Consider the following 12554-nt stretch of genomic DNA (forward strand, 5'->3'; position numbering starts at 1 on the left):
CTGAGGCTTTGTGCTACAGTCTTTTTATTTTGTCCATTCACTCAATGATTCCAAATAGTAGGTAGGTTGCTCCTTTTGAAGCTTTACTTCTGCTGTACTATTTACTCCACTATTCACGTGCACTGTATCAATCCCCATATGAATTCCAGTTAAAATATCTGTTTGATAATTATCTCCGATCATAACCATCTCTTCTTTGTTAAAGCCATACTGTTTTTGTATGAACTCTAACATAAATGACTGAGGTTTCCCCATATATAAAGGCTCGACTCCAGTAGTATACTCCACTAACTTTGTAAAAGCCCCATTACCTGGCAAAAACCCTATTTCTGTAGGGAAAGCATGATCACTATTTGTTGATAGAAACGCTGCTCCAGCTCTTACTGAAAGACAGGCAGTAGCTAACTTTTCATAATTAATGTCACGATCAATTCCAAGAACGACAACATCTGCCATACCTGTAGTAATGGAAATACCTCTCGATTTAAGCGCATCTTCTAATCCAAGTTCACCAATCATAAAAACTTCTTTGTGCGGTATATACTCGCTAATATAATTTGCGGCAGCAATGGAAGATGAAATAATATGTTCAATATCTACATGAATATCCATAATAGCTAATTTTTCTTGCAGCTGCTTTTGCGTCATAGAAGAGTTATTAGTAACAAAAAAAGGCTGGATCTCATTGCTTTGTAAATAATGTATAAATTCCACAGCTTCAGGAATTGGAGTTTTACCTCTATAGACAGTCCCATCTAGATCCATAAAATATGCTTTATAATTTAACATTAGAATCCTCAGGTAAAAAAGCTGAAACTGGTCCTAATTCATCTATTAGATATGTTTCTACAGCTTTAGGAAATTCTTTTAAGTATTGTAAATTTTTTTCCAGAATTTCTTCCAATTTCTTATGATCTACCGCATAAAATTGACGAACAAGTATTTTCCTGAATTTTATAACTTCTTTTAAAGGACCGTCCATTTCAACTGTTATAACTTTTTCATCTGTTAGAATATCGATAATATCATCGTACCCACCTGGATCACGCATAATAAACCCGTCGATCATCGAATTACCTACATCGATAACAGATTCAATAATATTTTGACCAATCCGCTCGAACGCTAATTTGGATACTTCATCCGCTTGCCAATCTTTTTTTGTCTCTATAATGTTTAACAACTGGTTCATATGTGCCAATGTTAAAGCAATTTTTTTTCTATCTACAAAATACATTGAAAAGCCTCCTAATAGTTGCTCAGTTGATATATACTCCTATTCTATAGTACCATAATTCTATGGTAGGAAGGAGTGTCACTAGTGGAACGATTTTATTTGTACGATGATGTAGAGGATACAAAAACACGATTTGTAGGTTTTACAGGGGAATCCCAAAGATATGATTTAGCTATTTCCCAAAGCTCTCGTTTTTTTGGAAAAGTACTTGTGATGGACATACAATATGGACGGGCAGCTATAATCGGTCCCGATGATGTGGACGAACCAGGCTATCTAGAGCATGTATTTAATAGATCAGAAGAAGAAGCCCTAGAATTAAGAGATTATTTGCGCGAGTTATTAAGTTAAAATAAAGAGACTATTTGTGTTTCCTTACACTTTGGCCTCGCAGATAGCCCTAAAAAACACCCAAAAAGCCCTTAAACTATGTCTTAGCTTGTAATTATCAGCTAATAGCTGATAGCCCATAAATTGCAATATCGGCCCTTTAGCCTCGTGCTATAGCCCATAAATGTGAGATAAGCGCCCATACATCTTCCAACAACAAAAAAACCTTAAGCAGATCATAATTGATCTTGCTCAAGGTTTTCGTTTACTTCTTTTATTGCTTCTACAGAAACTACTTTTGGTGCTACTCCTATTTTCTTCACGACAAAATAGGCACAGCCAAAATTACAGTATTCATATAAATAATCTTTCATCGTCCCTATTTTCGTATCAAATGTAGCTTTGTGACTACGATCCTCAAAAAAACCTTTAAGACGAAGCTGACCATAACCCCAATCGCCCATAATATAATCGTATTTAGTTAATATTTCACTATAACGATCTAAAAAGGCTTCTTCTTTAAATGCCTCACGAAAATCTTCTATAATCTCATAAGTAAAGCCTTCTGCAACTATCATTTAATCACCATCCATTAGCTATTTGGAGTAGCTAGAAGTTCCTCACCTTGCAATTGTCTTTGCTTAGCCGCAGCGTTAACCTGTTCATCTGCGTGATAACTACTTCTAACAAGTGGACCAGCTTCACAATGTGAGAATCCTTTGCTCATGGCAATTTTGCGCAATTCTCCAAATTCGGCTGGGGTATAGTATTTAAGAACTGGTAAATGCTTTTTGCTAGGTTGTAAGTATTGACCTATCGTCATTATATCTACGTTGTTAGCACGAAGGTCATCCATCACTTCTATTATCTCTTCATGTGTTTCCCCTAAACCTAGCATTAACGATGATTTTGTCGGAATACTTGGTTGCATTTCTTTTGCTCGACGCAGTAATTCAAGGGAACGATCGTATTTTGCTCTTGCACGAACTCTTGGAGTAAGTCTACGAACCGTTTCAATATTATGGTTAAGAATATCTGGTTTTGCATCCATAATATTACGGATATTCTGCTCAATCCCACCCATATCAGAAGGTAAAACTTCTATTGAAGTGAAAGGATTTTTTCGTCGAATCGCACGGATAGTTTCAGCAAAAACCTCAGATCCACCATCTTTTAAATCATCTCGAGCAACTGCTGTAACAACAACATGTTTTAGATTCATAATAACAACCGAATCAGCAACTCTTTCTGGTTCTGCCAAATCCAACTCATTAGGTAGTCCGGTTTTCACTGCACAAAAACGGCATGCACGTGTACAAATAGCTCCTAAAATCATAAATGTAGCAGTTCTACGTGAACCCCAACACTCATGTATATTTGGACATTTTGCTTCCTCACATACTGTATTTAGATTATTTTCACGCATTAACTTTTTAAGACCTTTGTATTCATCATTCGTATTTAACTTGATTTTTAGCCACTCTGGTTTTCTTTGGTACTCTGTTTTCGTTGGTTTACACGATGTCATTTCATCTCGACCCCATTCTAAATAAACTAACTACACTGTTGTCAATGTAACATATTATTTAATTGCAAACAACCATACAAATAACAGAGACTTCCAATTTTAAAATTAGCTAAACTACTCTTTTACTTTTGAGACTCCATATAGAGAAAAATAAGATAAGGATGATGACTACCGTTATAAATCCGAAGATAACGGAACCAGTAAGACCTAGTACTAAATATCCAATTGCAGCAATGACTGCACTAACAATCGCATAAGGTAATTGGGTCATTACATGGTCAATTACGTTAACGCCTGCACCAGTTGCAGACATAATAGTTGTATCAGAAATAGGCGAACAATGGTCTCCAAAAACTGCACCTGCTAAAACTGCTGCTAAAACAGGAAGTAGTAATTCTGGCTCTACTACCATAATGATGCTTGCACCTATTGGCAGTAAAATCCCAAATGATCCCCATGATGAACCAGTTGCGAAAGCCATAAAAGCTGTTAAAACAAATAATAAGAATGGGACTATCCCTACTGGAATATTATTTTCTGTAACGATTTTAGCTAAAAACTCACCAGTTCCCAGTGCATTAATTAAAAATGAAAGGGCCCAAGCAAATATTAAAATACCAATAGCCGGTAACATTGAATTAATACCAGAAATAACTGCTTTCCCTAGCAATCCAACATTCGCTTCTGGATTTTGTTTGAATTGACGAGTGTATAATAGTATTGCTAATATACTCGATACAATTCCACCTACAAATAAAGAAAGTGGTACATCTGTGTTCTCAAAAATAACAAATAAGTTCATCACTTTTCCTGAAGCCTGGTACCCTGTCCAAAACATTGAAGCTAGTGTAACAGCTATTAATGATACAATCGGTAAAATTAAATCATTCACTTTTCCATAATTATTTTCCGGGAAATTACCTTGTAAATCACCTGGATTAGATTTATTTGGATCAAAAAGCACTCCTGTTTCTTTTGCACGTTTTTCATGTTTTTTCATCTCACCTAAGTCATTGTCTGTCCATGCTATAAAAAATACCATTGCAAGAGCAGCAATAACATAGAAATTCATCGGGGCCATTATCAGAAATGCCTGAAGTGGTGTATAGTCTGTTACTGCATAAGTAGCGAAAATAACACCTAACTGACTTATTAGAAATGCTCCCCAGCTAGAAACTGGAGAAACTACACAAACTGGTGCTGATGTAGAGTCTATAAAATAAGCTAACTTTGCACGTGATACTCGATGAGAATCTGTAATTGGACGTGCAATCTGTCCAACAGCAAGTGCATTAAAATAATCATCTACAAAAATAATAATTCCTAAGAAGACTGTTAATAGCTTAGATCCACGATTTGTTTTAATACGTTTAACAGCCCATGCTGCAAAGGCGGTACTTCCACCAGATAAGCTGACAATGGCGGTAATTACGCCTAGCATCAATATGAAAGATAATATAAAGATATTGTACACATTTAATCCATTTTCCCAAAACGATGTGATAAAGGAATCCCAAAGAATGTTTAATGAGTCAATTGGCGAAAAGCTTTCTACTAATAAAGCTGCCGAAACGATTCCGGCCCCTAATGATAGCAAAACTCTCTTCGTAACAAGCACCATTACAATCGCTAGTAATGGCGGTAAAATCGAAAATATCGTATTTTCCAAAACAAATCCTCCTAAATATAAAAAGCCAACCTAATGTATATATAGGTTGGCTTTTAGTTAAAATTTTAAGCATAAATTTTATACTCTGTAGCTCTCCATTTATACTGGTGTATAAATGACAGTGTTATTTTTGTTCAAAATAACCCCAACTAGATTTGTCTCGACGATCAGCATCTAATTTCGGCATAACTTCCTTCCGTTTACAATCACAGTTGTCATTCTCCTGTAAACTACTCTTAAGTCATGCGGCCTCTACCTATTCTTATTCATTTCCACTAGTATATCAGTAAATACTATAATTTTAAGGTTTTTTATTTTTCTGGTAATGGTAGTGGAACTTCTATTGATGGAGCTGCATCACCATCGCCACCTGTGTATATATAAGGAACCTGGCCTTGTACAATCCCCATTGCAACAGGTATACTCTGTTCAACTGTACTCATTTTACTTGCTAGAGGAACGATTATTTGTACATTTACTTTAATGTGAATATTGACTTCTACATACGCATTGTTAATACCAAATTTGGTGATTGAAGGTACTACATTTGATTGTACATTACCGATGACGTGAAAACGTATTGGAATTTTCGGGCCTAAATTACCGATAAGGGGAATATTCGTCGCTTGCCCCATTGGCACGAAAAATACGACTCCACCTTGATCCTCCATCGTTTGTTTATCGTACTCGATGTCATCTAAGTAAGGTAGGCTTGAAAAGTCCCCCTGCTCAGCCTGCTCCAAATGGGCCTGAACTAATTGATTTGTATCAGCCAATACACGATTAATTATTTCTGTATTAAATCGTGTAGTTACCATTGTGGTACTATCTGAAGGAACTTCTTCGATTATGTCATTTACATCGAGCGTATTGGAAATTCTTGAGTTAATCGCTTTATTGATTACCATAGATGCTATTTTATTCGTTTGAACTTCTGCATATTGTAGATAGGTAGTAGTCAACTGCTCATTAATATAATAGATGAGACCTCCAACTGATAACAAGAAAGCAGTTAAAAAAATAGCTATTTTACGCTGATTAGTAAAGAAAGCAAGTCGTTTTTTTTTCTTTCTATAGAACAAAAACAATCCTCCTAATTACTACATATGTAAGGAGGAGGACTTTCATGACTTATATTGATTTTTTTCTTGCTGTCCATACCATTTCACGATATCACGAATCATTTCAGGCATAAAGTATTGTTTTGGAGCGAACTTTAATGAAGGAAAAAAGTAACCGAAAGTAAACATATCTAAAGTTGCCAATGTATAGGTTTTCTCGAATTCAAGTGGTTTTTCATTGATTAACACTGTTCCATCTTCCAGCTCTTGAAGCTGTTCATATAGGATTGCTCCAAGATAGTTCCCTCTGAACCCTAACCCCTTTACTTCAAGTTTTGGCCATTTTTCATTTTTTCCCGTACGAATAACCTCGAGTAGCTCTGCTCCAGTTAATGTAATAACACATGGATTAATCGGGTGAGGCAAACATTGGTGTAAGTCCCTTGCAGTAATTGGCCCCTGATGAAGATCCTTTAAGAAGATACCTGCTGGAAACATAGCACAGTTTGCACTAGTAAAGGAAAGTAATGCTTTTCCAAAAAAATGAGATAAATCGGATTCCATAAACCATTCCTTTTTTAATCTGAAAGGATTGTAGAAAGCAATACTAGACATTTCAGCTATTCCTTCATTTTCCCAAGCTAACTGCTTATCACTTGCGTTGGAGGGAACTGGCAGTGTTTCTGTCCGAATCAATACCGCTTTCTTAGATTGGATTGCCCTTTTCACATGATCAAACTCCAACGTTACAAGTCCAACATTCATACCAAATTTACCTGTCGCTGCTTGCAACGAATTCCCTATTACCTTACCTTCTTCAAATGCGTGATGTGTATGTGACCCCAAAACCAAGTCTACTTGTGGAATTTCCAAAGAAATTATTTCATCCTGTGACATTCCTAAGTGAGACATACAAATAAGTACATCCACTTGTGGACGAAGTATAGTACATACCTCTTTCAGACGTGGAATCGGATCTTGAACATGCCAACCTAATTTTTCATAATAAATGCCATAATCTGCGGTTGCCGCTACAATTCCTATTTTAATGCCTGTTGGTGTCACATGTATTTTATATGGTAATACCCATGTAGGAATATTCCCTTCCAAATCAGTAAAATTGGATACGATAACTTCAAAATTAGCATCTATGTATAACGCTTCCAAGTCATTATGACTTAAGGTGATTCCCTCGTTGTTTCCAATTGTTACATAATCATATTGAGCGTCATTTAACAGTTGTACATTTCCCTTACCAAGAGTACCTTCTGTAAATATATTAGACCGATCCAAATGATCCCCAATATCTAACGTTAAGCAGGAAGTTTCTGAACTATGGTTTTTCCGTCTATCAGTGAGAAATTGATGAATAACTGGCCAATTTTCTAGATGACTATGCAAGTCATTTGTATGGTATATATAAATCGTCTCTCTCATTCTTCACCCACCTTAATCAAATAAGAATTGGCATATTTGCGTCCAGATTTTTATTGAGCTCCCATTAGTTTGTGAACCATCACTGTGACTTGTATATACTTAGCATACATCTCATTACTTATAGAAGTGAGATGAATAAAGTTAAAGTAGTCCATCTAAAATGGAACGTATACCTAATAATAGAAGAACAATACGTAAAGCCAAAACAAGTGTATCAGAATTCAACTTTTTGTTTAGCTTTGCTCCTATTTTTGCTCCAATATATGCAGCAGGAATTACTGGAATAGTATACAGCCAAGGTACATTGCCTAATGAAATATGCGTAACAGAGTTTACCATAGCTGATAAGAACACCATAAACATAGACGTACCAACTGCTACATGTGGGGGGAATAGGAACAATAAAATCATTGCTGGTACGATAATAGAACCTCCGCCTATACCAAATAGACCTGATGCAAATCCAACACCAAAAGTTAATAATAATGCAAACCAAATTGGATATCCGTAAACATATGATTTATTTCCATCATTAAAGGTTTTCTTTTTCCCATTTTCCACAAACCATCGAACTGGCTTTAAACGATCTCGAACTAATAACAAAGTGGATAATATAACAAGTAAAATACCAAAATATAAGTTAAAAGAAGGTAAATCCAACCCCTTGTTCACAAATGCTCCTAATATAGTTCCAGGAATACTACCGATAAAGAAAATAAACCCACTTCTAAAGTCGACCGTTTTGTTCTTCATATAAGATAGTGTAGAGGACAATCCTGTGAATATCATCATAATAACAGATAAACCCACAACACTCTGAGGTGTAATATTTGGTATCAAGCCAAGAGTCGCTCCAAAAAACAGTGTAGCAGGTACTAGAATAACCCCCCCACCAAGACCAACCAATGCTCCGACAATTCCTGAGAAAAGACCACTAACCGCTAGTATAAGCCATTCCATTTAAAAATCTCCTTCAAATAAATCTAATTGTTTTGGAGCAAGCCCTTCAAAATCTATTCCTAGCATGTGCTGGAATGTTTTTGCATTGCTTGCCGCATGGCCACCAGAGTTATTATTAAATAAGACAATAACCTCAGTTGCTTGTTTCTCTAAATCCTCACAAACATTTTTAATAGAAGAAAGTTCTTCATTATTATAATCATATAAGTACCTTACTTCTCTCCACTTCACGTTATTGCCTGGATTCACCCATCCGTATGTATTTCTGCCATGCAGTCTTACGAGTACCTGGTTTGTTGTTGCAATAGGAACTAAAGGTATACTTCCTTCACCAGCCTGTGGTTCATCGCAAACACTATGATGAAGATGATTCTCCCTCAAAAACTGGAGTGTGGAAGCTTTGTATTCAGGAGCATACCAGGATTGATGTCGAAACTCAACAACCACATCGAAATCCTTTAACTCTTCTCTAACTTTTCGTATATATTGTACGCTTTCCTTATTGCATTGGAACCAAGGTGGAAATTGAGCAAGTATCATCGATAATTTCCCTGCTTCTTTAAATGGCAAAATCGACTGTCGATACAATTCAAACATTTCCTCGAGCGAACTAAAAGGAAAATCTCCACGCAAATGACCAGTTATTCCCTGATAACACTTCACCACAAATTGAAAATTATCAGGTGTTTCTTTAATCCACTTTAAGCTATTTTTTATTGGTTGAATTGCGTAAAATGCCGCATCTAATTCCACAATGGGAAAGTGTGAACTATAATCTTGTAATCTTTCCTTACCAGATGACACGTACAAGTCCGGATGATCTCCCCAACCAGTTAGGCCGATTTGAATCATTTCATCACCTCGCTATTTATTCAATAATATCATATCATTCAGTTTACTTCAGATATATAAATCCCCCTATTTTCTTATTATAGACGGATATTCGCTGACGAACATTGTATTTAGCGTTGAAAAGATGGATAATAAGCTTTTGTTTCGCTAAAATATACATATGATAATATGAATGACCCATTTTGCTTATATGAATTAGAAACAAAGAGAGGAATTAATATCGTGAAAGTTGATGTATGTATCGTAGGTGCAGGTCCAGGTGGAGCACTTCTTGCTTATTTGTTGGCTAGAAAGAATGTTTCCGTTGTATTAATAGAGCGAACAAATCAAATTGGTAAGACGTTTCGTGGAGAGCATTTAAATGAAGAAGGCGAAGCGATTTTAAAAAAATATAATTTATTTGACGAAGTCGAGAAGCTCGGGCTTTTGCGAATGGAGAAACTTGAGTATTGGCAGAATGGTGAGCTATATAAAACAATTTTAGCGGATTCTGCTATAGGACATCTGGGCATTCATGTACCACAAGCACATTTGTTACAAGTACTAATAACGGCAGCTGAGCAATACCCAACCTTCCATTTAATGCTGAGCACGAAAGTAGATAAACTACTACAAGATGAAGAAGGAACTTACACCGGCGTCAAAGCTTCACGCAATGAAGAAATAATCATCATTGAAAGTGAACTTGTTATTGGTGCAGATGGTCGTAATTCGACCGTTCGAAAACAAGCAGATCTAGCTGTAACTATCCGTAAACACGGCTACGATTTACTTTGGGCAAGAATTCCTGCACCAAAAAATTGGGAACCGACTATTAAAATGGCACTGATTGAAGATAAGCAAATATCCTTATTTACACAAGTAAATGGATACATTCAGATCGGTTGGAATATTGAAGAAGGTTCCTTTGTTTCTCTAAGAAAACAGCCCTTTACGCCATTTATCGAACAACTGATTCTTGCGTTTCCAGAACTTGAACAAACCGTCCGTGAAAATATTCAATCCTGGAAGGATTTCGTTGTATTAGATGTGTATAGTAGCACTAGTGAAAATTGGGGTAAAAAAGGCCTCGCATTAATCGGTGATGCAGTTCATACAATGACACCAACAGGAGCTTTTGGATTAAATAGTGCATTAAAGGACGCCGATTTTCTAGCAAATTTAATTGATAATAATACAATTGATCAGCTCAATTTAGCTGATTGTGCAACGACAAGAAAAAAAGAAGTGGCCAAAATTCAAGCAATCCAAATTGAAAAAGAACAATCTTTTGCTTCTCAATTTGTTGTCATGATTTAATTTATTTTGTTAAACCAGTCAAATGACTGGTTTTTTTGTGTTATTCATCTTATTTAAACTTCACTTTTCTTGTAGAAAAAAGGGTATCTTTATATGCCTGTAGTATACCGTCTTTTTCTATTTGCTCTTTCATTACTTCCTTATAAGGCAGCTCCACTTCTGTTTCACCATTTAGAGGGGAAAACGAAAGCGACACAGCTTCTTTACTTTCCCAATGAGCAATGATTGGTTTATCTGTGGCAAAAAGGAATAGCTGTGGAAAGCCGTTTTGGAAAAAGGGATGTTTGTTCTTGTTGTCTCCAGGTTCATGCAAACAAATATAAAGGGAAATGAAATCCGAAAACTTCAATAAATCTAAATGATACATCATCGTTTCCTTCATATCTTCGTCTTCTATTATACCTAATTCATCTGAAAGTCGATTCTGTCTTTGCTTTTCTACTTCCCAAAATTCTTTCACTACTGATTCATCAGCATCCTGAATGAAGGAGGAATAATGTAAACTGCATAATAGACCAGCGTAATTACTCATTTCCTCCACCTCATCCAGTCCTTTTTTATAAAAAGAAATTTTGAGATCGGTAGGATAATCAATAAAAGAGTAAGGTATTTCCTTTTTATCATTCCAAATCGGAGAAGTATCTGGCTCAATCCAACCTCTGTCATGTTCTCCAACTGCAAGTAACACTTCTTTTTTTCGATTCGGAGAAAAAAAGTAATCCTCTTTACAATTTTGAGCAATATCCTTTGAAACTTTTGCATGATCATTTTGAGCAACCATAATATAGCTCTTTTCTCGTTCGAATATAATCATTTTTAATTTTCCTTTCTGTATAGAACTATACAAGTTGTCTTATTTTTAAAGTACCACTTATAAAACTATTTCAAACTAATTTTACTAAGTATGCACATTTTTTACCTAGTCCTATCCTATCTCAGATAAAACGAACAAATAAAAAAATACAGCAAGGTGAATTGTACACCTTGCTGTATTTGTATAAATGGATTAACCGATAGAGCCTTCCATCTCGAACTTGATTAATTAGCGTTTTTATAATGGGTTATATAATAGAAGAAACTATATAAAAACTTGTTTTTTACTTATACACTTTTCATATCTTTTTAAAGTGTTTCAATTGAAATCGGCACGAAATCGGCACGTTTAGTTCGATACCGGTGGTCGGGGTCGAATATACTTTATAACCCTAGTGATAACAATACTTTAGTGAATTCTTGTGTAAAATATGTGTAAAATTTATAAATGTGTAAGTGTTATGGATAATGACTTCAGAATAAACTATACATCCTTTCTTGCATGTATTACTATTATGGTAAATATATGCAATGGGGTTTTTAATTGAAGAATGTAAAACCATTTTATAAGACATGGTGGTTTATAGTAATTATTATAATTATAGTGTTAGCTATTATTGGTGCAGTAAGAGATAATTCAGATAAAGAGAATACCTCTAACGATATGCAGGTAGTTGAAGATGTTGTGGGTGATAAAGTACAAGAAGAAGTAGTTGAAGATGTTACTGAAACTACAATTGATACATCTGTATTTGAATTTGCTACTAAAGTTGATGTTACTGATGCTCTAAGAACTAATCAACACGTAACTGTTAAACTAGTTATTAGTGAGGATTCTAAGCCTGGCATGCAAGTTCAAAATATCATTACACAAACATTTGATTTCCTCCAGCAAGATGACATTAAAGATGCGAAAAAAATAACTGTTTTAGTTTTACAAAATGATATAAAAGTTACTCAATATACTGTTCAAAAAGATAATTTTGTACCAAACGAAACTGATCCAATGATTGAACTAGTTCTTCAAGCTTCAGAAATTGAACAAATGAGTGATGAAGTAAAACAACATGGTGAATCATTAGAATTATGGTAATAAAATAACCACCTTCCATTAATCTGGTTGGTGGTTTTCTACTATATTAAGTTCGTTCAATTACTTTCATGTCTTTAATATGAATAATATTAATCCCAATTTCTTCTTCTGTCATAATCATTCGTGCTCCATTTATTTCAATGGGATTTAAACTCCGCACATCTGAATTAGTTTCAAAATCAAATTTTTGTCCGCTATAAAAAGTAATTTTGACTTCATATTTTTTCATTTAACTCCCCCCCTTTGAGTATCTATTCGAGAGGAGTAAAGAAAGT

At 35.2% G+C, this 12554-nt stretch carries 14 protein-coding genes and 1 riboswitch; of the genes, 3 read left to right on the forward strand and 11 right to left on the reverse strand.

What is annotated here, in order from left to right; genetic code table 11:
• Window positions 1–24: 24 nt before the first annotated feature.
• Both ACQCPR_RS13225 and ACQCPR_RS13230 read right to left on the reverse strand, forming a co-directional pair.
• Window positions 25–789: a TIGR01457 family HAD-type hydrolase gene (locus ACQCPR_RS13225; RefSeq protein WP_427137192.1), complete on the reverse strand. Its 765-nt coding sequence runs from the start codon at window positions 787–789 to the stop codon at window positions 25–27.
• Window positions 776–1237: a DUF86 domain-containing protein gene (locus tag ACQCPR_RS13230; protein ID WP_427137193.1), complete on the reverse strand. Its 462-nt coding sequence runs from the start codon at window positions 1235–1237 to the stop codon at window positions 776–778. The genes ACQCPR_RS13225 and ACQCPR_RS13230 overlap by 14 nt, the downstream gene beginning before the upstream one ends.
• Before the next feature lie 84 nt (window positions 1238–1321).
• On the opposite strand from ACQCPR_RS13230, the gene ACQCPR_RS13235 reads away from it, so the two are divergent.
• Entirely contained in the window at window positions 1322–1588 is a 267-nt protein-coding gene (locus tag ACQCPR_RS13235) for a DUF3055 domain-containing protein (RefSeq protein ID WP_090567105.1), read from the forward strand.
• A 215-nt stretch (window positions 1589–1803) separates the two neighbouring features.
• Here ACQCPR_RS13235 and ACQCPR_RS13240 read toward each other — a convergent pair whose 3' ends face one another.
• The 7 genes from ACQCPR_RS13240 to ACQCPR_RS13270 form a co-directional block, all read right to left on the reverse strand.
• Window positions 1804–2145, reverse strand: a complete 342-nt coding sequence (locus tag ACQCPR_RS13240; protein WP_340930217.1) for a YutD family protein — start codon at window positions 2143–2145, stop codon at window positions 1804–1806.
• 14 nt (window positions 2146–2159) lie between these two features.
• Entirely contained in the window at window positions 2160–3095 is a 936-nt protein-coding gene (gene lipA, locus ACQCPR_RS13245) for a lipoyl synthase (protein WP_093494905.1), read from the reverse strand.
• A 109-nt stretch (window positions 3096–3204) separates the two neighbouring features.
• The gene (locus ACQCPR_RS13250; protein ID WP_427137194.1) at window positions 3205–4764 is read right to left on the reverse strand and encodes a Na+/H+ antiporter NhaC family protein; all 1560 of its coding nucleotides are present in this window, start codon (window positions 4762–4764) and stop codon (window positions 3205–3207) included.
• An 80-nt stretch (window positions 4765–4844) separates the two neighbouring features.
• Window positions 4845–5027: riboswitch (Lysine riboswitch) on the reverse strand.
• 48 nt (window positions 5028–5075) lie between these two features.
• A complete protein-coding gene (gene yunB, locus ACQCPR_RS13255) occupies window positions 5076–5846 on the reverse strand; it encodes a sporulation protein YunB (RefSeq protein ID WP_090567093.1) in 771 nt (256 codons plus the stop codon).
• A gap of 42 nt (window positions 5847–5888) precedes the next feature.
• Window positions 5889–7262 (reverse strand): bifunctional metallophosphatase/5'-nucleotidase, encoded by a 1374-nt coding sequence (locus ACQCPR_RS13260; protein ID WP_427137195.1) that lies wholly within the window; start codon window positions 7260–7262, stop codon window positions 5889–5891.
• 141 nt (window positions 7263–7403) lie between these two features.
• On the reverse strand, window positions 7404–8222 hold the full coding sequence (locus ACQCPR_RS13265; RefSeq protein WP_427137196.1) for a sulfite exporter TauE/SafE family protein: 819 nt from the start codon (window positions 8220–8222) through the stop codon (window positions 7404–7406).
• Window positions 8223–9074 (reverse strand): DUF72 domain-containing protein, encoded by an 852-nt coding sequence (locus tag ACQCPR_RS13270; protein ID WP_427137197.1) that lies wholly within the window; start codon window positions 9072–9074, stop codon window positions 8223–8225.
• Between the two features lie 168 nt (window positions 9075–9242).
• On the opposite strand from ACQCPR_RS13270, the gene ACQCPR_RS13275 reads away from it, so the two are divergent.
• Window positions 9243–10373 (forward strand): FAD-dependent monooxygenase, encoded by a 1131-nt coding sequence (locus tag ACQCPR_RS13275; protein WP_427137198.1) that lies wholly within the window; start codon window positions 9243–9245, stop codon window positions 10371–10373.
• Window positions 10374–10422: 49 nt separating this feature from the next.
• On the opposite strand, the gene ACQCPR_RS13280 is transcribed toward ACQCPR_RS13275, so the two are convergent.
• A complete protein-coding gene (locus tag ACQCPR_RS13280) occupies window positions 10423–11187 on the reverse strand; it encodes a DUF3891 family protein (RefSeq protein WP_427137199.1) in 765 nt (254 codons plus the stop codon).
• A 543-nt stretch (window positions 11188–11730) separates the two neighbouring features.
• On the opposite strand from ACQCPR_RS13280, the gene ACQCPR_RS13285 reads away from it, so the two are divergent.
• Window positions 11731–12279 carry a hypothetical protein gene (locus ACQCPR_RS13285; protein WP_427137200.1) on the forward strand — a complete coding sequence of 183 codons (549 nt, stop codon included), beginning with the start codon at window positions 11731–11733 and terminating at the stop codon, window positions 12277–12279.
• Window positions 12280–12325: 46 nt separating this feature from the next.
• Here the strand turns inward: ACQCPR_RS13285 and ACQCPR_RS13290 are convergent, their stop codons facing one another.
• A complete protein-coding gene (locus ACQCPR_RS13290) occupies window positions 12326–12508 on the reverse strand; it encodes a hypothetical protein (protein ID WP_427137201.1) in 183 nt (60 codons plus the stop codon).
• Window positions 12509–12554 lie beyond the last annotated feature (46 nt).

The organism is Psychrobacillus psychrodurans, from assembly GCF_050209195.1.
In the GTDB taxonomy this organism is placed as follows: Bacteria; Bacillota; Bacilli; order Bacillales_A; family Planococcaceae; genus Psychrobacillus; species Psychrobacillus psychrodurans.

Bases quoted from the DNA above. Each gene is read 5' to 3' on its own strand.
- ACQCPR_RS13225 (WP_427137192.1), bottom strand. From the start codon at position 789: ATGTTAAATTATAAAGCATATTTTATGGATCTAGATGGGACTGTCTAT.
- ACQCPR_RS13230 (WP_427137193.1), bottom strand. From the start codon at position 1,237: ATGTATTTTGTAGATAGAAAAAAAATTGCTTTAACATTGGCACATATG.
- ACQCPR_RS13240 (WP_340930217.1), bottom strand. From the start codon at position 2,145: ATGATAGTTGCAGAAGGCTTTACTTATGAGATTATAGAAGATTTTCGT.
- lipA (WP_093494905.1), bottom strand. From the start codon at position 3,095: ATGACATCGTGTAAACCAACGAAAACAGAGTACCAAAGAAAACCAGAG.
- ACQCPR_RS13260 (WP_427137195.1), bottom strand. From the start codon at position 7,262: ATGAGAGAGACGATTTATATATACCATACAAATGACTTGCATAGTCAT.
- ACQCPR_RS13265 (WP_427137196.1), bottom strand. From the start codon at position 8,222: ATGGAATGGCTTATACTAGCGGTTAGTGGTCTTTTCTCAGGAATTGTC.
- ACQCPR_RS13270 (WP_427137197.1), bottom strand. From the start codon at position 9,074: ATGATTCAAATCGGCCTAACTGGTTGGGGAGATCATCCGGACTTGTAC.
- ACQCPR_RS13275 (WP_427137198.1), top strand. From the start codon at position 9,243: ATGAATGACCCATTTTGCTTATATGAATTAGAAACAAAGAGAGGAATT.
- ACQCPR_RS13280 (WP_427137199.1), bottom strand. From the start codon at position 11,187: ATGATTATATTCGAACGAGAAAAGAGCTATATTATGGTTGCTCAAAAT.
- ACQCPR_RS13290 (WP_427137201.1), bottom strand. From the start codon at position 12,508: ATGAAAAAATATGAAGTCAAAATTACTTTTTATAGCGGACAAAAATTT.